We start from the raw sequence: 21,902 nt of genomic DNA, 5'->3' as shown, positions 1-21,902 counted from the left end.
AAAGATGTTCGCTTCATCGATGGAGTGAAAGAAATGGAGACTCATCAACAGGCTACTGCATGATCTCCATACACCACATTTGACAATAGCTCAGTTGAAAGGTAATGTTATGGATAAAAAAACATTTTTTCAAGCCTACCGTAGCTCTCTGTTTGAAGGATTTAATTCAGGAAAAAATTCACCAAGTATCAGCGCAAAAAGGCTTGAAGATTTAAAGAGTACTCTCGATACTTTGGAACCAAGGTATCTAAAAGGTGAGATCAGCGTCGAGGACATTGTTTCCAAAGTAAAGAACTCTATCGAGAATCAGCAAGGTAACATAGCTCCAATGAATGTAAGTAGGGATGCCTGTATTCTCTTGTGGATTGCAATTGGTGCTGCAATATTAGCAGCTTGGGTAGCTTCTGGCGGGACTCTGATTATCGGTACAGTAGTAGCTGGTGTAACGATCTCACAGCCAATAATGGCAGCGATCGTAGGTGGGGCAAGTGCAGCAACGATTGCTTGCATGCTGGGGAATTGCGGTGACTGTTGACCTATCCATCTAACTTATCGCATTAAAAGCTTTAATAAATCTGTCAACCTACCCTTAACTAGTTGAATGCATAATTACGTTTTTGATGTTTGAAAACCGCAAAATAGTATGCCCCTACTTAAGGGTAGGTTTACAACAGATCTATGCCTATCTAAATTAGTTCAATTCACCTGAGAACCTCAAACAAAGTTTATGCGAAGTCATCTGGGGTTAACGCACAGCTGCCGATTGCTAAGCAGCGCAATCCGAAATTAAGTTTGTTAGTTGAGTGCTAATTTTGTTCTTGTGTCATATTACCAATTACTACAGGCACTCGATACTCTATATCTCGGAATTTCCAGATAATTGGTTGTACTTTGACACTAAATGTCATTTCATCAATATCAAGTTCCATCGTATTCTTGCCACTCTTCCCTCCAAACGCAGAATCGAGCAGACCTATTAGTGTAGCGCTAGGGCAAACCGCTATAAAGTGTGGATTTCGCAGTAAAATTCCTTCAAGTAAGGATTTATCAAGTTTTACTTCAAGTTTAGCTTTGTTTAGTTTGTAATAGTGTGTGGTGACCTTGTCATGATTAATTTCTACATTTGTTTTGGACGCATTCAACACAACATTGCCATCAAATACCGTATCATATTTTATTTTTAAGGCTGTTGGGAGTTGGCAAGTGAGCAAAGTACCTAGTACCCCATGTGGAGTTAACTTTATATTTCCGTCTAAATGGGTATTTAAATTAGCCTGAATGTAAACTTTAATATTTGCTAAGTTTGGTTCTGTTGAAACTCCCGCTATAGTTAACTTTGACTCACTCGGTTCAACAGCAAGTGTTCCTGTTAGACTTCCCATATTATCTGCACCAAGTACAGCACCTATTCCACAATCAATCGGATACTCGAGTAACTCTTTTGGATTTACAAGTGCGCAAGCTTTGTTTGCAGTGTCTTTTATTACTTCGCATGCAGCTTTTTTCACCCCTTTTATCTGAAAACAAGCGACGGCCGCTGCAGGCTTAGCTGCCTCACATGCATATTTTTCTATGTGGCAAAAGATATCGTGAGATTTACATGATCGGCACCTAAGTAGCTTCAAGCAGTTTTGTGCATCATCGCACTTTAACATTTCACTATTAGCATGACGACAAGTAGTTATAGCCTTACAATTTTCATTCACCTTGGAAGCCTCCATTTTCGTATCGATTTTTATTGGCTCAATACACGGAGTACCTTCAACAGTATAATCAAGGCTTTTACCAAGCAGGTTAAAGGCATATGCGATTAAAACATCTCCAACAATGGCATAATTAGGTTGTTTGAATGCCTCTTGCACCCTAGTATTATTGACATTAAAAGAGCGTAACTTTAAGTTTGCGACCTCTTCGGCAATCATATCTGTTGTTACCTTTGGGTGTGCTCTAGATTGAGCATTTAATTCAAATTGAAGGTTTTTAGGCTGTATCAACTTTGATGCGGCAAAGGCTACAATTTCTATACCTGATGAGCTTACAATTACGGCACTTTGTAATACCTTAGCAACGACCTGTCTCGGATTGCCTGAGGGAGCCATACATTTTACACCTTTAAATAAATCAACAGGATTAATGTCAGCCAATCGGAATTGTTTGTCGAATATCTCAATCTCTGGAATCAGATTGCTAATATGAGGCAACAGTGCGTTAATGGTTTCATCAATCAATCCAACCGTTAACGGTGTTTTTTCCGTAGAAAAGTCCTTATCTTTGATACCCAGTCTTTTAAGAGACAAATCAGAAGCAACAATATTAAAAACAATATTCCCATTATTTATCATAGGTATAAAGTAAAGGTCCAGACTGCCCGTGAGTTTTAACATCACATTACTATCGTAAAAATCCTCCAATCGTAGGCTAACAATAATTGCCTGCTGTTGCAGATTCATGGATTTCAATGAAACAGATCTAAGTGGGGATCCTTTGTCATTTTTTTCCTTTTCTAGAGCTTGTTCTATCGCTAATTTAAGATGGCTGGTATCATGCTTCAACCAGACATTGGCTTGTTCCATATGTTTAATGTTCTCATAATTCTTTATGAGTGATGCGCTTGTAAGTTCATCAACATTTTTGACTTCTTTGATTTTATTATAAGTTTCCACCAACTTAGCGAGTTCCTCTTCATACTTTCCAGAGCAACCGGTTAAAACTAACATTGTCAGAAGTGATATTATAACAAATTGGACTGGGAGTATTGTATTTGCGTTCATATATCTACCCACCTGTAGTATTGCTCCCCTGCAAAGAGCATAAATACGCCGACTGGTATACTCCGACTGACTTTTATTCGGTCGATAATAAGTTGGCATCTACTATATTGATCTTACTACTGCTTATAGTCAGGTAAAAATAGTCTAGTCTACGTTATGATACTCTTCATAATGAAACTACCTGTCTGAAATGGGTAATATCAAAAACAAGAATACATATTAGTCGAAACGAATAACTGTTTAAATCGGTTTGAAGAGTAAATGTCTTAACTCTCTGAGCAATTCATTATCCTCCTAAACGAACTTTAGATATTTTGAGCACCATTCATGATGTAATACACTGTAGGCGGGGTGGACCAAAACGCTATACCCCCTCCCCCACATCAATATATTGGCATCAGAAATTTATCTGATTTTTGAACTCAGAAACTTTCCCGATGTTGCTGCCACCCTAGTCAAAAAGCCTTACTGCTAAAGCTTCAGCATCCAACTTCACGTACCTACTCAGTACCCGATGATCTCGGTGACCCGAAACCTTGGACACCAGCACACTGTCATGCCCGGCTTCTATCTGTTTGGATAGCCTATAGTGCAAATTTTCTTTGTTCTTTGGAGAATGCCCCTATGGTTAGTTTCTACCAAAATCTTAGCCCTAGTGTGAACTAAAAATTATGATATTGCCCCACCTATTCGGTGAGGCTTTTTATGCTTTTAACGCAAGCAACTGAGGTACAGATTGGAGTACATTTTGGGGTACATAGGGATAAATACTGTGAAAAAACACTTGACCTATATATCATAATTGGTAAATTACGCGCTGTTAGCTAAAGGCTAACTATCTGATTATCCGAGAATTATATAACATTTTAGTAACATCTAAGAAACTTTATATAAATCAAAGGTAATTGTTCCGAAGAAGACTGCAGGAGAGTGGTTATTAATCAAATTTTAACATTTGATTAGCATAACTCGCCGAAGAATTAACTATTTCAGGTGCTACCTAGGTAGCGGGGACTGTAGTTGGAGGAACCTCTGGAGAGAACCGTTAAATCGGTCGCCGAAGGAGCAAGTCTTGCACTCACGCAAGGTGAAACTCTCAGGCAAAAGGACAGAGGAGTGGAAAGTTACAACCTAACTATTTTGCTTGGCCTTCCCGCCTACAACCAATAGCTTAGTTCTTTTAGAGATCGTTGATCTCGTCCTTTCCCTCTTCTCCTTATTAGTTGTTTTATTAAGGGGAAATCATGAACGACCTACAATCTTTACTACAAACCATCGATAATTTTGTCTGGGGTCCACCACTGCTTATTTTGCTAGTGGGTACCGGTGTTTACTTCACTTTTAACCTCGGCTTGATCCAGTTTAAACATCTCCCAACAGCGCTAGCGATGGTATTCAGTAAAGATAAGTCATCTGATAAACAAGGTGACGTTTCTAGCTTTGCAGCACTTTGTACTGCGCTCTCTGCAACGATTGGTACTGGTAACATTGTTGGTGTTGCCACCGCGATCAAACTTGGTGGACCAGGTGCCCTATTCTGGATGTGGCTCGCCGCCCTTTTCGGAATGGCGACTAAATACGCCGAATGTTTGTTAGCGGTTAAATACCGAAGAGTCGATGATAAAGGCCAAATGATTGGTGGCCCGATGTACTATCTGCAATACGGTGTTGGCTCAAAAGCCCTCGCGATCATGTTTGCAGTGTTTGCTTTGGGTGTTGCTTGTTTTGGTATTGGTACGTTTCCACAAGTAAACGCGATTCTGGATGCAAGTGAGATATCTCTCGGTGTTGACCGTGAGCTCTCTGCCTTTGTACTGACTCTTTTGGTTGCTTTCGTGACTTTGGGTGGTATCAAATCCATTGCTAACGTTGCAGGAAAAGTGGTTCCTACCATGGCTGTATTTTATGTGTTGGCGTGTCTAAGCGTGATCATCATGAATGCAGACCAATTAGTCAACGCCGTTGAATTAGTGTTGGTCTCAGCATTTACATCAACAGCAGCGACCAGCGGTTTCTTAGGTGCAAGTATCATGCTGGCAATCCAATCAGGTATCGCTCGTGGCGTATTCTCAAACGAATCTGGTTTGGGTAGCGCGCCTATGGCAGCAGCGGCAGCGAAAACAGACTCTTGTGTGAAACAAGGCCTGATTTCAATGACAGGTACCTTCTTTGATACCATCATTATTTGTACCATGACGGGCCTAGCCTTGATCCTTACTGGCGCATGGCAAAGCGACTTTTCTGGTGCAGCAATGACGACTCATGCCTTTGCGGTAGGTTTGAATGCGGATACATTTGGCCCAATGCTGGTGTCAATTGGTTTGATGTTTTTTGCATTCACAACCATTCTTGGATGGAACTACTACGGTGAGCGTTGCGTTGTGTTCCTCTTTGGTACAAAAGCGGTGCTTCCTTATAAGCTGATTTTCGTTGCTTTGGTGGCATCAGGCGCGTTCCTCCATCTAGACATGATTTGGCTACTCGCCGATATCGTAAATGGTCTGATGGCGATTCCTAACCTAATCGGTTTGATCGCACTGCGTCACGTCGTGCTGGCAGAAACCAAGCTGTTCTTTAGCTCAGCATCGCAATCTGATGAAATTGAAGCAGTAAAAGCTTAGTGACATGACAAGTGTTCAGTAATGAACCGTCAATCGCTGAAAGTAAATTGGAAATGGTAAAAACATAAAGCCCGCTGGTATTCAGCGGGCTTTATTTTATCTTAAGTTAAGCGGTTAATCTCTCAACCATTGATGCTCAACCTTTTCTCCACGTTCTTGAAAAAACTTCGCATTTTTTTGCTTGAATTGATCCGACTTCAGCTCTGATAGCGGCCAGTCTGAAAACGCCTCTGTTACGAACGAATCTCCAACCCCAACTTCAATCGATTCAAGATGCTTCCCGATGTAGCGATAAAAGTAGCTCTGCCCCAGTGCATCACAAACCATCGGCACATGTCTCATGCGTTGATGGTTGACGGATACTGAAGCCCAAGTTGTCGTTTTAGGTTCGCAGCTTTGCTCTTTTACAACATCAACTTCAAATTTATTGTCCATTGTTGTCGAGACAAAAACGACAATACCGTCATTCATATACACACGTCGAAGTAACAGCTGTTTCGTATCTTGAGTTCGCGTCTGTTGTATTCCATTGGAAAATGGCTCGAAATAGCCCCAGTGCCAAGACCAGGTCATGCCACGTTGCGCAAACTGTACCTGTGGCCATGTCTGCCAAACAATGGCACCAACCACGCCAGTAATAAACACAACGAGCAATATCAAAAGGTGGTAAATATTGCGCATTACACGGGCTTTTCAATCAATAACTTTACGCCAAGTGCGACTAAGACAGCGCCCGTCGCCCCTTCCATCCACTTCATAAAGCTTGCATTCTTTAACAGGCTCTTAGCTGAGTTAAGTGCACCAGCCAAACCACACTGCCAAACCATCGCAATAATAAAGTGCACGGATGCCATCATCATTGATTGAAGCAAAGGAGAACCTTCTGGATTCACAAACTGTGGCAAGAACGCCAAGTAGAAAACTGCCGTTTTTGGGTTCAAGACGTTAGAAAGAAAGCCCTCTCTAAAAGAGCGTTTGCCATTAAACACTTCATGAACCTGCTCAGTCACTGACAAACCATTCTTCGACGACATCAGGGCTTTTAAACTGCTCAGACCAAGCCAAATAAGATAAGCTGCACCAATCATTTTTACGATTTGGAACAACTCTGCAGATTGCGCCAGAATGGCCGAAATTCCAACCGCTGAAAAGAAAGCATGCACAAATAAGCCAAAGCAAATCCCTAAACTGGTTGTACATCCGTCTTTTAAACCCGCGCGACTGGTATTACGGATAACAAGGGCCGTATCTAAACCCGGCGTTAGCGTTAAAATAGTGATGGCAATAATAAATGCCTCAAAATTCAAGATATCCATATTATCGTGATAATTAATTGTTAATCCGTCATCAATACCGTCAATCCACGAGATTCGCAAGCTTCTTTTTTAAGAGAGCTATACAACTGAGTGAATTTATGGACAATGAGTGACGATTAATTGTTAATTATTAGTAAATTAACGCAGGTTGTTTCGTGCAACTCGACGTAAAGGACCCGTTATCGGGTGTTTAGGGAAAGAACAAAAGAATAAGAGTAGTCACATGAAAGCATTTACAAAACTCATTGAACATTCCAAAAAAGTGGCAAACTTTGAGCACCTCTCTGCCATCATAGGTTGGGACCAAGCAGCGGTCATGCCATCTGGTGGCGCTGAAGCGCGCTCCAATGCTATGGCAGAACTTGATGTACACATCCACTCATTGATGACTCAGCCACACTTGGGCGAGCTTTTCGCTCAGGCAGAAGAAGAGACGCTATCTGCAAGTGAAAAGTCCATCCTACGAGAAATGAAACGTGAATGGCAACAAGCTAACTTGCTACCAGAATCATTAGTTCAAGCTCAATCTCTTGCTGGCTCCAAATGTGAACATGCATGGCGTACGCAACGCGGAGAAAATGACTGGTCTGGCTTTGAAAAGAACTGGGCAGAAGTCGTCAAGCTATCGCAAGAAGAAGCGCAAATTAGAGCCGAAGCAAACGGCACAACGCCTTACGATGCCATGCTAGATATTTATGAACCAGGCACAACGTCTGCATCGTTAGACACGCTTTTTGCTGACGTAAAAACGTGGCTACCTTCCTTGATAGACGAAGCGCTTGAAAAACAGCAATCAGACAACATCTTATTGCCAACTGCGCACTACCCTGCGGAAAAACAAAAAGCGCTGGGACTGGAAGTCATGAAGCTACTTCAATTCGATTTTGAACACGGTCGGCTTGATGAAAGTGTCCACCCATTTTGTGGCGGTGTGCCAACAGATGTGCGTATTACAACACGTTATGATGAAAGCGAGTTTGTCCAATCATTGATGGGGATCGTCCACGAAACTGGCCATGCCAGATACGAGCAAGGGCTACCAAAAGATTTAGCAGGAACACCAGCTGGTCAAGCCCGCTCTATGGGAATTCATGAGTCACAGTCGCTCTTCTTTGAAATGCAAATAGGACGAAACAACGCATTTATCGACCACCTTGCTCACATGGCTTCCAAGCATTTTTCTGGGGATGAATTTGAAAAAGACAATCTAGCCAAAATCTACACTCGCGTAGAGAAAGGCTTTATTCGCGTAGATGCGGACGAATTAACATACCCTGCCCACGTTATTCTTCGATATGAGATTGAACGTGATCTTATTAACGGTGCCATCAAGCATACAGACGTACCAGAGCTCTGGAACGAAAAAATGAAAGCGTATTTGGGGCTCTCAACGGAAGGGAATTTCAAAAACGGTTGTATGCAGGACATTCACTGGACGGATGGAAGTTTTGGATATTTCCCATCCTACACTCTCGGTGCGATGTACGCAGCCCAATTCATGGCCGCAATGAAGCAAACGGTAGATGTGGACGCGGTTATTCGCTCTGGCGATCTGACGCCGATATTCGATTGGCTGTCGAAGAACATCTGGAGTAAAGGCAGCGTATTAACAACAGATGATCTCGTAAGAGAAGCAACGGGTGAAACACTAAATGCTAAGCACTTCCAAGTGCACCTAAAAGGCCGCTACTTGTAAATAGAAAAAGAATAGAACGTAAAAGCCCAAGGTTCGTATGTTCCTTGGGCTTTTTTAAGCTCTTTCTATGCTATGCCAAGCTAGGGATAAGTCTGGGCTTGTACAAACAATCCTCGCCTTCAGGTCTGGTTTTAAACCGACGGTGAAGCCACATATATTGGCTCGGACTTGCCATGATTGACGTTTCAACTATCTTATTCACGAAAACTGCCGCACCTTGAGGATCTTCTTTCGGGAAACCGTCGACTGGCGCACTAATCGTCAAGGTATAGTGTCCGTCTTTTCCTCTTACCATCGTAAAAGGCACGATGGCACAATCTGTCGAATCAACCAGCAGACTTGTACCTGTCGTCGTGCAAGCATTTTTAACGGCAAATAATGGCGCAAACGTTGAGCGTCGGTTTCCATAATCATGATCCGGTGCATACCAAACCCGCTCACCCGTTCTAAGCGCTTCAAGCATGGCTTTAACGTTCTTGCGGTCAATAAGCGTACGATTAGAGCGAGAACGCCCCTTGTATTGAAAGTAATCAAAACAAGGATTGTTGTTTGGACGATAAACACCAGTGCCAGACTTTTTAATGCCAAAAGCACGAGCACCTAACTCTAAGTTCATCGAGTGTACGGCCAACATTAATGCCCCTTTGCCTGATTTTTCTAAAGCCTCGAGGTGCTCCATTCCTTTTATCGTAACGTGTTTGTTTACCCGTTTATCAGACCAAAACCATGCCATCGCCGTCTCAAATAGCGCAATACCTGTATTGTCGATATTGTCTTTTAAAATTGCTTCGCGTTGGCATTCTTCCATCTGAGGAAAGCAAAGCTCAAGATTGCGTCTAATCGTAACTTGACGTTTTTTCATGATTCGCATGGCTAAACGGCCAATGCCACGTCCTAATGCTAACTGAACTTTGAAAGGAAGAAGACTGAGTAAGTACATCACGCTGATGATAATTAAGGTTCCCCAGTAACGAGGCAAAAGAAATTCAGCCTTGAATTCAGGCTTTTGGTATTTATTCATGTGAGTATTGTCAGATGTGCCCATCTATAAGTGATAAAAACAATGATAATGGACTGCACTTTTATCATTGATAGCGCTAATAACATAAATTAAAGCGCGCGGATTCTATGGTTCTTCGACACACTACACAATAAGAACTTTGCAGAAATATGTAGGGGGATGAAAAAGCAGCAAAGATGAATCACCACGTTAACATCGATTGGAGTGATTAATCTACCACACTTTCATAAAGTTTGGACAAACATAACTTTGTGTTTTCAATGCGCTAGATAATGGTGTTTTTTTAACCCCATAATGCAGCTATCATGAAAATAACAATAAACATGATAACCATTACCCTGAATAAGTAAGACAACTTTCCGGTGCCACCTTTTGGCGCTTGGTTACAGCATCCCATTGTGTTTCTCCATCGTTTCATTTCGATATGGCGTTAATGTACTCCTTGACCTTAGGGGAAAGTCAAACCTTTACCTAAAGGTTCTAATTTATCGCTATAAGTGTTTATTTATCCGACATATCACTCGTTTATATCCCATGAAAATAAAGCGTGTTGTTTTCAGCTCATTTTCGGATAAATACATACCGTTTTTCGCTATATACCCACTATTTATGAGGAATCTACAATACGCGAGTCTTACTTGTAGCACGCTACTTTTACAACCTAGAAGTTGTGCGCTCATCCATTAAAGGTATCGAATGAGCAATATCGTTAAATCCGCCGTTAAATTGAGTGTTTTCTCTATCATCATGATTACCGTAACTTCGGTCGACAGCATAAGGAACATTCCTGGGGCGGCTTTGTTTGGTAGCCATGCCATTTCTTTCTTCTTACTTGCCGGACTCTGTTTTTTTGTCCCTACAGCGCTAGTGTGTGCTGAGCTAAGTACCACTTATCCAGAGCAAGGTGGTGTATATCTTTGGGGCAAAGAAACACTAGGGCCAAACTTTGGCTTTGCCACCGTGTGGTATCAATACGCTGAAAATATTGTTTACTATCCACCTTTAATTTCATTCATTGTTGCAACGGGGGCCTACCCTTTTTTCCCAGATCTGGCGCAAAACAACATGTTTATGTTTGTGATGATTAATGTGATTTTTTGGGCGTTAACTTTAGTTAATATCTTTGGCTTGCGCCTCTCTTCCCTGATTACAAATGTATTCGGCACCCTAGGTTTGATATTTCCGATTCTATTGATTATCGGATTAGGCGGGTACTGGGCGTATACCCATCCTGGTGAGTCTCATATCTCGCTTCGCCACGTATCTGACTGGTTACCGGACCTTTCTCAAGATGGGATCGGAGCGGGTTTTACTGCGGTAGTTCTGTCACTTACAGGCCTTGAAATCACGACCTCTTATGCAAGCGAAGTCGAAAATCCGCAAAAAGCCTATCCCAAAGCTCTGCTGATCTCCACCATCTTAATCTTGGTTTCTCTGACGGCGTGCTCACTGTCCATTTCTTCGGTCGTCTCAAGTGACCATTCTAGTTTGAGTGAAGGAGTGATACTTGCCTTCAAAGCTTTTTTTGATGATCTGCACCTTTCATTCCTGCTTCCTGTCATTGCCCTTGCTATTGTTTTTGGCACGCTTGCAAGCCTGAATAACTGGATAATCGCCCCAACTAAAAGTCTGCATGTTGCCGCAAAAGATAGTTTCATGCCGATGTCGCTCGCCAAAGAAAACCGCAACCAAGCCCCCGTCTCATTGTTGCTCTTGCAAGGCACGATTGTTAGCGTGCTCTCTTTGGTTTTCATTTTTGTTCCTAACGTCAATCAAGGCATGTGGTTATTGAATATCCTGATGACTCAGCTCTATATGGTGATGTACATCTGTATTTTTGTTAGCTTTTTGGTCTCACGCTACAAACACGCAGATATTGAGCGCCCATTTCGAGTTGCGGGCGGAAAAATAGGAATGTGCTTAGTGGCAGGATTAGGCTTGATGAGTTGCTTGGTGACGATTGTTGTATCTTTTGACGTGCCAGCAGGAATTAGCGCAAAAACTGGTGCATATGCACTGATATTAGGATTTATCGCATTTAGCCTCCCAGCGTTCGCCGCCGTGATGTATCGCAATCGAAAACATCGTCAACAAAGCAAAATGCTTGAGGTACTAGTAAGTTAACTATTGGATTGACATTAAAAAGCCGCAGCAATTTCTCGCTACGGCTTTTTATTTGGCATCACTAGTTGTGTTAGTTATCCGTGCCCTACAGTCTTGGATAACAGGTTAACAATCATCACACCAGTGAGGATAAACCCAATGCCAACAAGCGCCGGCAAATCTAGCCGCTGTCCATAAACAAAGTAGCCAACCGTCGCAACTAAAACAATACCCGCCCCACTCCATATGGCGTAAACAACCCCAACAGGCATCGTTTTTACCGTGACGGAAAGCAAGAAGAAAGCAATGCCGTAACCAATCAGAACGACTGTACTCGGCATCATTTTCGTAAATTGCTCTGTTTTGGGAATATAGGAAGTGGCAATCACTTCACATACAATCGCGATCGACAGCGCCAACATTGGCGGCATAGAGACAAGCATTTTGAACATAAGGCATTAACGCTCAACAGAAATGTAACCGACAACACGTCCGGATAATTAGGTCGCGCATTATACCCAACTCATCTCTCGATGGAATACCTCTTGCTCAAGCAGCTTCAAAATGCAGGATTCACAGCGTGATCACTTGAATATAGAGACATTCACACGCCATCGCTTTCACTCACTTCTTGATGAGTAAACGACAGGCCTGCTTTTTGGTGCTGCCGAGCAATTTCAAAGTAGATGTGCATATCAATTGGCTCTGGTGTATTGAGCAGCATCTTGCCCACTTCTCGTTGAAAGTGACCATAATTACCTAACTCATCCGTCAGCCCTAGCTGCTCGTAAGAAGCTTCATTGGCAAACATTCCATAGGCATACTGATAATGACTTAGATCCTTGCTCTTATCATAACCAAGCTCTTGAAGGGCTTGATCAATTTCTTTCGGCGTATAAGTGTCTTTATCGCCAAACAAGCGCAATAGTACGCTAGGAACCTCTTGAGCGATGCTCTGAATTTTTGTCTTTCTTTTAAAAATACCGAACATAATGTCCTCCACTGACGATGTTTCCAAATACACACTTTAATGCATATTGGTGAGCTGATTGTTTTTAGTATGGCTCATTAATCTGAGACTTCCTTACAACGAAGTCACTTTCGCATATTAACGTGATCACATAATTACCAGCAAATAGTACGACCAGCGTTTCAAACATATCTCATCAGAAACTCCGCTCTAGTCACAATTGTGTGACAGCTTCGAGCTCGGTTTACCATAATGTAAAGAGTAGATTGAAAAGTCATATTTCGTATCGACATCTAAACTTAATTAAGTTAGCTTTAGAAGTATAGACGTCTAGATTGACTATACTTAGGGAGAGAAAGTCGTGCCAATTAGAATTCCAGATCAATTACCAGCCACCGATGTGCTAAGGACAGAGAACATCTTCGTAATGAGTGAAACGCGTGCTGCGAGTCAGGAAATACGTCCTTTACGAGTGCTGATCCTGAATCTGATGCCAAAAAAAATAGAAACTGAAACTCAGTTTTTGCGTCTACTCTCAAACAGCCCATTGCAAGTCAATGTCGAGTTATTGCGCATTGATAACCGCCCAAGCAAAAATACGCCAACCGAACATTTGGATACTTTTTATCGTCAATTTGAAATGGTGAGAGATAAAAATTTCGATGGCATGATCATTACTGGTGCCCCACTAGGTTTGGTTCAATTTGAAGATGTCATTTATTGGGACCACCTAAAAACCATCATGGAATGGGCAAAAGATCATGTGACATCGACTCTTTATGTCTGCTGGGCAGCACAAGCAGGGCTGAAGTTGCTCTACGATCTACCTAAAAAAACGCGTAAAGAAAAACTTTCAGGCGTGTACCATCACCAGATTCATCATCAATTCCATCCTATGTTACGTGGGTTTGATGACACATTTTTAGCGCCTCATTCACGCTATGCCGACTTTTCACCTCACTTTTTAGAAGAACATACCGACTTAGACATCCTAGCCACATCGGATGTTGCAGGTGTTTACTTAGCGACAACAAAAGACAAGAGAAATGTGTTTGTTACTGGGCATCCTGAATACGATTCGCATACCTTACATAACGAATATATCCGCGATTTAAGCGAAGGCATGGAACCAGCCATTCCCGTCAACTACTATCCAAACAACAATCCTGATAATCCACCAATTGCCAGTTGGAGAAGTCATGGACATCTCCTCTTTTTAAACTGGCTGAACTACTGCGTTTACCAGCAAACACCTTATGATCTTGATCACTTCAGTGAAGACGCTTTTACTAAAGACGATTAACCTCAAAGCACGCAAACAAAGCGCTTATGATGCCTAAATGTAATATGTGAACCAAGCCGCCATATGGCGGCTTTTTCATACCAGTTTGCAAACCTGATCGCATAGTGTTTTTTCCTCCATAGGCTTTTGCTACGTAATTCATATCATGCTGGGAGATTCAGGGATGTAGGGACAAAGAATGAAAACAACAAAGCTCGGTGCACTACTATTAATCTCTCAGTTTGCACTTGTGGGCTGCGTGACGGTGAAAGAAGATGGTAGTCCTGTCGTTAAAGCCGATCCTGTAGCAATGGCAGAATCACGTATCGCACTTGGCCTAGGTTATTTAGAAGGCGGCAATATGATTCGAGCGCATGATAACTTGCAACAAGCCTTAACCCACGCACCTCAATACTATCGTGCTCAGTTATCGATGGCTCACTACTATGAAACGGTTGGTGAAGATGCTAAAGCCGAGCAAATGTATAAACGGTCTCTACGCCAACACACCAAAAACGGTAACGTGCTCAATAACTACGGCACCTTTCTTTGCAAGCGGGGTGACTTCGAGAAAGCCGATCAAATGTTTAATCGAGCCATTGAGCAGCCTTATTACTATCTCATTCCGGCCAGTTATGAAAACGCCGCATTTTGCGCGTTGAAGTCACAAGATAAAGACAAAGCGAAATACTACTTCGCCCGAGCTATTGATCATGACCCTCATAGGCCAAAATCTATTTTGCAGCTAGCCAAGCTAGAAATTGATAGCGGCAATTACACTGAAGCCAGAATTCGATTAATGAGATTTAATCAAATGTATGGCGTTAAGAAACCCTCTTTACAGCTCATGATTCAACTTGAACGTGCAGCAGGTAATGAAGCACTCGAGAAAAAATATCAAAAGCAATTGGAGAGATTTTCTTAACACGACATCATGATAAAGAAGGTGTACTCGCTCACAGACACTACTGAACTTGACTAAGAATCCAGTGAATTAAAACCCACGGTGAAACATTCATCCTGTACATAAACTTCAAATTCGGTACTATTTGAACGGAATAAGTGACCAAGTCACATTATAAAAGTGCGCTAGTAAAACGAAATTTGTACATCATACTGTTTCTACTATTGATTTGGGGCGCATTGATAAATGCTAAATATTACTGACATGCACCAGAAGGAAGTTGAAGCCGGATGAAACCTGCCTGCACTCTGTTATCACTCACTTTGCTGAGTTCGCCTTTTGTCGTCAGTGCACAAGAAAATATTGAAAAAACATTCACGTTTGGCATTGTTTCCAATAAAGCTCAAAGCAAAATCAAAAAGTCGACGCCTTTTACGCAGTACGTGACCAATGGTTTGGCTGAATACGGATACACTAAGGGTGCTGTAAAAGTATTTAAAAATTATCGTCAGCTCGCGGTGGCACTAAAAAATGGCACCGTTCAAATTGCAACAGCCACCCCCTTCAATGCAATGACCCTCGAGGCAGAGTCTGGCAGCCAAGCCATTGCCATACGCTGGAAAAAAGGTTTACAAAAATATCATACGGTATTCTTTACCCACAAAGAGAGTGGTATCGAGTCGATTTCTGACCTGCGCGGAAAAACACTTGTTTTTGAAAAGCGTACATCCACCAGCAGCTATTACTTACCCGCTATTACACTGCTTAATCAAGGGGAGAAATTAGAATACCTCCCCTCCTCCGATGACAAACCAGCCAAAGACAGTATTGGATATTTATTCCTTGACGAGCACTTGGCTCAATCGAATGAAATCAACCTTTCAGTATGGGTGTATAAGCAGAGAGTCGCAGCAGGAGCGTTCAGCAATTTCAATTGGAGCAACCCTAAAGATCTTCCAGAAAGCATGAAAGGCAAACTAACGATTTTCGCTCGCTCGGTAGAAATACCTAGAGACTTAATTCTCGCCTCTCCGACCTTAAGCCAAGATCAGCAACATAAAATCACGTCAATATTGCTCGGTATGGAGGCATCTCAGCAAGGTGCCCTAGCACTTAAACAGTTCCAAAACACGAAAAAGATCACCGCTCTAACGCCAGAAATGTCCGCGTCCTTAAATACCGTTCGAACATCTATTCACTTGTTACCGAAGGTGGATTGATGTTCCATAAACTCTCACTCGAAACTAAATACATTTGCTCGACCATTTTTGTTGTCCTGTTTGTCGTAGTGATAAACCTCGCACTATATATGCATGGTTACGATACGTACTCAAATAACTTAACCCGCCAAATCACCGAGAACTCACAAGAAAAAACAGAGTCTTACGTCAAGCAAAAAGGATTGGTTTACGCAGAGTTATTATCAAAGCAACTTTTTGACCCACTCTATACGGATAATATCAGCCAAGCATACGAGCAGATTAAAGCAACATTAAGCCAACCAGATGTCTCGAAGATACACGTTGTTGATAATGAAGGGCTAATCTTTCACGACGGTACGACTCAGCTGAGTATGTTTGCCCAGCCTCATTACCGTTCTCGCTTTATTTTAAAAGCAATAGAAGAGTCTAGAATTCTCATTTCTTTTTCTAAACATCAATTAGAAATTGCGGCACCGATTCAGCAATCGAATATCACACTGGGCGCGGTGTATCTTGAACTCAACCTAGCACATCTATTAGAAGAGAAAGAACAAAACATTGCTCAAGTACAAGCGCTTACCTCAAACGATAAGCAAAAGATGTTTAACTTGCTGCTCACGATCAGTGCGATATCCGTTCTGCTCGGAAGTGCCATCGCGTATGCTTTAGGTCGCTCATTAATAAAACCACTCAAACAACTTAAAGAACAATTTACAGAGTCAAATACTCAAGCACTGCCAATCACTGATATAAAAAGTAAAGATGAAGTGGGTGATCTTATTTCGGCGTATAACAAAATGTCGAACAAAGTGAACAGATACACAAGCCGGGTAGAGTTCATGGCGTATCACGACATTCTTACCTCCCTGCCTAACCGAGAAAAGTTGCTCATTGATATCCAAAAGCAAATAACGAACCGCAAATCACCCTCACTCGCGGTTGTTTTTATTGATCTGGATGACTTTAAACATATTAACGATAACTACGGGCATAGCATCGGAGATAAATTGCTAGGTCATCTCGCCTCAGAACTTCAAGGTCGTTTACCGAGTTACTTCCAGCCTCTTTACCGTCTTTCAACCATCGTAAGCCGAGTCGGCGCTGACGAATTTGTGCTGGTCTTTCCATGCAAAGACAGTCTCGACGCTAGAGAAAAAGCGGACGATATTCATCGCCAACTGCTTTCTCCTTTTAACTTGGAAGAGAACGATATTCAAATTACGGCAAGCCTTGGAGTCGCGGTGTATCCGGAATTTGGCTCAAACGCAGAGTCTCTTTTACAACTCTCCTCACTGGCGGCGCAAGAATCTAAACGACGCGGCAAAGATATCATGACGATATACGATTCCACGTTTGATGAGACCGTGAAACAGCGCTTATACATAGAAAAAGAACTGCGCCGCTCAATACGTGATTTATCTCAGTTCGAGCTTTGGTATCAACCCCAGTTCGACCTCAACACCTACCAGTTGATTGGTGTCGAAGCATTGGTTAGGTGGAATCATCCGGAGAAGGGTTATATCAGCCCAGAATTATTTATCCCGATTGCAGAACAAAGTGACTTAATTTTAGAGCTTGGTGAATACCTCATCGAGACAGCAATTAGACAGCGAGCACAATGGGCGGATCATTTCGCTGCTGATTTTCATATCGCATTAAATTTGTCTCCTAGGCAGATCTACCGCCAAGATTTAAGTCAGCTCTTTTCGAAATATTTACAACAATATCAAGTCCCCCCTCAAACCATTCATGTTGAAGTGACAGAGTCTCTGTTTATTGATGATATTGAGAAAGCGCAGTACGTGCTCAAAAAATTACAAGCTAACGGCGTAGAAGTGTGGCTAGATGATTTTGGAACTGGGTACTCAGCCCTCGCCTACCTACAACAAATGTCGTTTGATGGACTTAAAATTGACCGTTCATTTATCGCTCAAATCCAAAAAAATGAACAAGATGATTCATTAGTCCGTGCGATTATATCCATGGCTCATAACCTAAGAATGAGAGTGGTAGCTGAAGGCATAGAAACCCAGACCCAACTAACAAGGATGGAATCACTTCACTGCGACGTTGTGCAAGGCTTTTTCTTGGGTAGACCAGTGCCGGCAGAAGAAATCATAGAGTTTGAGCAACAACGCCAAGCAATAGATGACTCAACCGCAAGCAACTATGCTTAACTGAAATAATTTATCGCGTCCATTGAATTAAAGGGGATTCGTTCTGCAATATTGGTCACACTTCGCCATCTCGCCAGTATGAATTTCCTCTTAAAATCTAACATTTGAGATAGGTAAACTACACTTTTCATATCAACTCTTTGGATATGGAAACGCGTGTGGTCGGGATATTTGCTTGGAACAACCTGTCTGTAAAGCAGAAACTTTTTGGATTGGTCCTACTACCAATCTTATTGTTATTGCTTCTTGCAGGTAAACATGTACAAAACCTCTCTATCCAAGCTCAAGAACTTCAAAAAGCACAACTCTTCTCCCAATATATAGATCGTGTTTCCTCACTGTATTATTTGACGAGCGATCCAAGGGTCGCGAATAACGCTCAAGAAACCCGCCAACTCGTTCAAACTTTACAAGATACAGCTTCACCTGTTTTTGGTGACAATGCCGATATATTAAATCAGCTCGCGAATTTCGAAGAAGCAACACTGTCAATGCTCTCGTCCAATAATACAGAAGATAAGTTAGATGCTGCTGAGTGGCGTGCCGACACATTCAAAGAGATTCTTTTGAGTTTGGATAGAGTCTACTTCAGCCATGTAAGTTATGAAACCAACACTCACCTCTCCTCATTGATGCAGCTTGAGTGGTTAATGTTTTGGTCAACAGAAGAACATAGACTCAGCAAATACTTAGTGGAATCCACAGAACAGGGGCAGATGTACGATCCAGCTATCCAAGCCAGTATCCAATCATTAATCCAGAACCAACAACTGCTGTTCGAACGTTTTGTCACACTTAATGCGAATAAGCAGCAAGTCAACCTCCTCATCGAAACCTTTACCGATAATGTGTTTGTTAAAAGCCAAGCATTTCGAACCAATTTGTTGCAGCCAACAAACCTTAGCGTGTTGACCCCCGCTCAAATAGATGACGGGTTGTCTGCGCTTTATAAACGCTTAAGTTTATTACGTAACGTTGATGACCAGATGGAACGACAACTTGTTGAGGATATAACCAAGACGATCAGTGAAACAACACAGCACCGCATTGGCTTCATTGCGCTAATGAGCCTCGTGACATTGCTGGTCGTGAGTTTAACCCTGAGGTTAGTGCGCAAGGTCACTGGCAACTTGAATTTAGTCCTCGAATTCCTAAGTCGAGACACTTACGAAGAGGACAACAATGAAAACTCACCACTGACAGAGTTGACCAAAGGGAAAGATGAACTCAGTAAGTTTGCTAAAGAGGTAAAAAAACTGAGTTACGAACGTGAGCAGTCAAGACAAAAGTTAACTCAAGCCAAAGAAGATGCTGAAAAGGCGAAAGATGATGCCATCGAGGCAAGCAAAGCCAAAAGTAGCTTTCTGGCGAATATGTCTCATGAGATTCGAACCCCGTTAAACGGCGTTATTGGCATTTCAGAAGTTTTGTCAGACACGCCGCTAACGGCGACACAACGTGATTATGTCGACACGATAGAAACCTCCTCGCAATTACTGTTGAGCTTAATAAATGACGTTCTGGACTTCTCTAAAATTGAATCTGGTATGTTGCTTATCAGCCCTCATTCAACCTGTGTTCGTGAATCCATCTACGATATTGCTTCTATTATTTCCCCGAAAGCGAAAGAAAAAGGCATTGATGTTCAAGTCAGCATCAGCCGCAATACGCCCTATCACGTTATGTTGGATGATCACCGTATACGCCAAATTATCATGAACTTCATGTCCAATGCCGTAAAGTTCACCGAACAAGGCTGCGTTGAACTCTCTGTCATCACTAGAGAAATCAAAAATGGTGAAGCGAGCATCGAGTTTTCAGTCAAAGACTCAGGGATCGGTATTGATAAGCAGCAACAAAAAAAGATATTTGCTCCTTTCGCCCAAGAAGATAACTCCACCACCCGACAGTTTGGAGGGACAGGGCTCGGGCTTGCAATTAGCACGCAGCTGGTAGAGTTGATGGGCGGTGAGATTCAGCTTGAATCCGAGAAAGGAAAAGGTAGCCGATTTTTCTTCGAACTTACGGCTCCAATTGTGACTCAAGAGTTCAATGGCTATCACTCCCTTAATCACAACGATATATGGATAGTTTGCAACAACCCTACTTTGGAGCAAAAGCTGCGTGACGAGTTGAGCTTTTTCCACATCAATGTTCAGCAATCAGTAAATACACTGGATGCTCTGCCAACGTGGATTGATAACGAGCGCATCATTGTTATCAACGTAGAAACTTCTCCAAATACCGCAGCCAAACATCTAGGTGAAATGAAAAGACTTTGCATGCAAAATGTTCGAGTTTGTCTTATTAAACACCTTCATAGCGCCCAACGTGATTTTGGTAACAGCATTAGTGCATTGGTCACTCAACCCCTCTTAGGACAGCGCTTAGTAAAAGCACTTGAAACTTGTGCTGCAAACTTCCCTCAAGTAAACAAAGAGAACACGACAACAACCAATGCTAAGATTTTCCCAAAAATCTTGGTGGTCGACGACAACACCGTCAATCAAAAAATCGCTGGATTACACGTCACAAAAGCGGGCTTCGACTTTGATATCGCCGTAAACGGAGAAGAAGCCGTAGATATGTTTCAACAGAATCAATACAGCTTAATCTTAATGGATTGCATGATGCCTGTGATGGATGGGTTTGAAGCAACCAGAATGATCCGTCAAATTGAAGCAAAAGAAAAACGGACGATCAGAATCCCAATTATCGCGCTAACAGCAAGTGTAGTCGATGATGACATTCAAAAGTGTTTTGATGTTGGAATGGATGATTATGTGCCCAAACCTTTTAAAGCGGGTTTGTTGAAAGAGAAATTAGATAAAGCCATTGGACTACGCATTTCCAATATTGTTTCTGATGAAAAGCGACTGGCAACAAACACCACTCACACTCCTGAAAAAACCTCGCATGCTGAACAATCAGAAGCGACCGTGACGCCTATTCGCTCAGAACGGATTTTGCTCGTCGAAGATAACAGAGTAAATCAAAAAGTCGCTTCGCTGCTTTTATCCAAAGCTGGTTATCAATTTGAAGTGGCCGAAAACGGACAGGTTGCGGTCGAAATGTTCCAAAAAGATGGTGGGTTTGACATAATTTTGATGGACTGCATGATGCCGATCATGGATGGGTTCGAAGCCTCACGACAAATACGCGCCTATGAAGCAAGTAAAGGTCTTCCTAAGACTCCCATCATCGCGCTAACGGCAAGTGTTGTGGATGATGACATTCAACGCTGTTTCGATTCAGGCATGGACGCTTATGTACCCAAGCCTGTTCGTAGAGAAAAGCTGTTGTACCAGATTGAAAATGCGATATAGGTAGCGATGATGAGCGGCGACATTTCTCTCCTCTGTTTTCTTTTGCGCTGCATAAAACGCTACCTATTCATTGTTGTTTTCCTTCTACCCATAGATAGTCAAGTACTTGCTGCAGAGAGCTACGCCGTTTTCTCGTTTAATAGTGAGTTCTCGCCCCTAACCATCAATAAAGCGCGAAAGTTGTACAGAGGAAAAACGCAACTCTTACAAGGGCAGAGAATTGAGCTATCTGACTGGCCAGCGACATCAGCGGAGAGAGCGGAGTTCTATCGCTACCTTCTCAATAAAAACTTGGCGCAAATGAACGCGCACTGGGCGAGCTTGTCTTTTTCAGGCAAAGCGAGGCCACCCAAAGTGATTGCAAACTCTAGCATTGATGCGCTGATCACGTGGATGCAAGAAAAGCCCAATCGGATTGGTTATGCCCCTGCTTCGAGCGTGCCTGGAAATGCTCGTATTTTGTGTGTGGTGAGCTCGGAGGATTAATATGAAAAAATATTTGACCATGTTATC

The 21,902-nt window shown here is 42.3% G+C and carries 16 protein-coding genes and 1 riboswitch; of the genes, 10 read left to right on the top strand and 6 right to left on the bottom strand.

The window, feature by feature from the left end:
* The first annotated feature begins 109 nt into the window (after nt 1-109).
* Nucleotides 110-535 carry a hypothetical protein gene (locus tag B7360_RS23275; protein ID WP_085344760.1) on the top strand — a complete coding sequence of 142 codons (426 nt, stop codon included), beginning with the start codon at nt 110-112 and terminating at the stop codon, nt 533-535.
* 271 nt (nt 536-806) lie between these two features.
* On the opposite strand, the gene B7360_RS23270 is transcribed toward B7360_RS23275, so the two are convergent.
* On the bottom strand, nt 807-2,771 hold the full coding sequence (locus B7360_RS23270; RefSeq protein WP_085344759.1) for a hypothetical protein: 1,965 nt from the start codon (nt 2,769-2,771) through the stop codon (nt 807-809).
* A gap of 1,022 nt (nt 2,772-3,793) precedes the next feature.
* Nucleotides 3,794-3,893, top strand: a riboswitch (glycine riboswitch).
* 122 nt (nt 3,894-4,015) lie between these two features.
* Here B7360_RS23270 and B7360_RS23265 point away from each other — a divergent pair.
* Nucleotides 4,016-5,392, top strand: coding sequence for a sodium:alanine symporter family protein (locus B7360_RS23265; protein ID WP_085344758.1), 1,377 nt, complete (start codon nt 4,016-4,018; stop codon nt 5,390-5,392).
* A 114-nt stretch (nt 5,393-5,506) separates the two neighbouring features.
* Here the strand turns inward: B7360_RS23265 and B7360_RS23260 are convergent, their stop codons facing one another.
* Both B7360_RS23260 and B7360_RS23255 read right to left on the bottom strand, forming a co-directional pair.
* Complete coding sequence (locus B7360_RS23260; protein ID WP_005393418.1) at nt 5,507-6,073, bottom strand: hypothetical protein; 567 nt, start codon at nt 6,071-6,073, stop codon at nt 5,507-5,509.
* Nucleotides 6,073-6,708 (bottom strand): LysE family translocator, encoded by a 636-nt coding sequence (locus B7360_RS23255; RefSeq protein ID WP_005393419.1) that lies wholly within the window; start codon nt 6,706-6,708, stop codon nt 6,073-6,075. The genes B7360_RS23260 and B7360_RS23255 overlap by 1 nt, the downstream gene beginning before the upstream one ends.
* Before the next feature lie 223 nt (nt 6,709-6,931).
* Here B7360_RS23255 and B7360_RS23250 point away from each other — a divergent pair, with 223 nt between their 5' ends.
* On the top strand, nt 6,932-8,404 hold the full coding sequence (locus tag B7360_RS23250; RefSeq protein ID WP_085344757.1) for a carboxypeptidase M32: 1,473 nt from the start codon (nt 6,932-6,934) through the stop codon (nt 8,402-8,404).
* 70 nt (nt 8,405-8,474) lie between these two features.
* On the opposite strand, the gene B7360_RS23245 is transcribed toward B7360_RS23250, so the two are convergent.
* Nucleotides 8,475-9,425, bottom strand: a complete 951-nt coding sequence (locus B7360_RS23245; RefSeq protein WP_041853039.1) for an LpxL/LpxP family Kdo(2)-lipid IV(A) lauroyl/palmitoleoyl acyltransferase — start codon at nt 9,423-9,425, stop codon at nt 8,475-8,477.
* A gap of 696 nt (nt 9,426-10,121) precedes the next feature.
* Between B7360_RS23245 and B7360_RS23240 the strand changes: the two genes are divergently transcribed.
* Nucleotides 10,122-11,549 carry an APC family permease gene (locus tag B7360_RS23240; RefSeq protein WP_085344756.1) on the top strand — a complete coding sequence of 476 codons (1,428 nt, stop codon included), beginning with the start codon at nt 10,122-10,124 and terminating at the stop codon, nt 11,547-11,549.
* Between the two features lie 74 nt (nt 11,550-11,623).
* Here B7360_RS23240 and B7360_RS23235 read toward each other — a convergent pair whose 3' ends face one another.
* Entirely contained in the window at nt 11,624-11,959 is a 336-nt protein-coding gene (locus B7360_RS23235) for a multidrug efflux SMR transporter (protein WP_065646842.1), read from the bottom strand.
* 173 nt (nt 11,960-12,132) lie between these two features.
* The gene (locus B7360_RS23230; protein ID WP_085344755.1) at nt 12,133-12,519 is read right to left on the bottom strand and encodes a DUF6559 family protein; all 387 of its coding nucleotides are present in this window, start codon (nt 12,517-12,519) and stop codon (nt 12,133-12,135) included.
* Between the two features lie 340 nt (nt 12,520-12,859).
* On the opposite strand from B7360_RS23230, the gene metA reads away from it, so the two are divergent.
* The 6 genes from metA to B7360_RS23200 all read left to right on the top strand — a co-directional run bounded on the left by metA (nt 12,860) and on the right by B7360_RS23200 (nt 21,875).
* The gene (gene metA / locus B7360_RS23225; RefSeq protein ID WP_006741610.1) at nt 12,860-13,801 is read left to right on the top strand and encodes a homoserine O-succinyltransferase; all 942 of its coding nucleotides are present in this window, start codon (nt 12,860-12,862) and stop codon (nt 13,799-13,801) included.
* A 178-nt stretch (nt 13,802-13,979) separates the two neighbouring features.
* Nucleotides 13,980-14,705: a type IV pilus biogenesis/stability protein PilW gene (pilW, locus tag B7360_RS23220; protein ID WP_053807335.1), complete on the top strand. Its 726-nt coding sequence runs from the start codon at nt 13,980-13,982 to the stop codon at nt 14,703-14,705.
* Between the two features lie 269 nt (nt 14,706-14,974).
* Nucleotides 14,975-15,904: a phosphate/phosphite/phosphonate ABC transporter substrate-binding protein gene (locus B7360_RS23215; protein ID WP_085344754.1), complete on the top strand. Its 930-nt coding sequence runs from the start codon at nt 14,975-14,977 to the stop codon at nt 15,902-15,904.
* Nucleotides 15,904-18,063 carry a GGDEF domain-containing phosphodiesterase gene (locus tag B7360_RS23210; RefSeq protein ID WP_085344753.1) on the top strand — a complete coding sequence of 720 codons (2,160 nt, stop codon included), beginning with the start codon at nt 15,904-15,906 and terminating at the stop codon, nt 18,061-18,063. Before B7360_RS23215 ends, B7360_RS23210 begins: the two co-directional genes overlap by 1 nt.
* Nucleotides 18,064-18,221: 158 nt before the next feature.
* Nucleotides 18,222-21,389: a response regulator gene (locus B7360_RS23205; protein ID WP_164673243.1), complete on the top strand. Its 3,168-nt coding sequence runs from the start codon at nt 18,222-18,224 to the stop codon at nt 21,387-21,389.
* A 9-nt stretch (nt 21,390-21,398) separates the two neighbouring features.
* The gene (locus B7360_RS23200; protein WP_005393443.1) at nt 21,399-21,875 is read left to right on the top strand and encodes a hypothetical protein; all 477 of its coding nucleotides are present in this window, start codon (nt 21,399-21,401) and stop codon (nt 21,873-21,875) included.
* Nucleotides 21,876-21,902: the final 27 nt, after the last annotated feature.

This window comes from Vibrio sp. ArtGut-C1 (assembly GCF_002105475.1).
Classification (GTDB): Bacteria; Pseudomonadota; Gammaproteobacteria; order Enterobacterales; family Vibrionaceae; genus Vibrio; species Vibrio diabolicus.
This window is presented reverse-complemented; position numbering and strand designations above follow the sequence as displayed.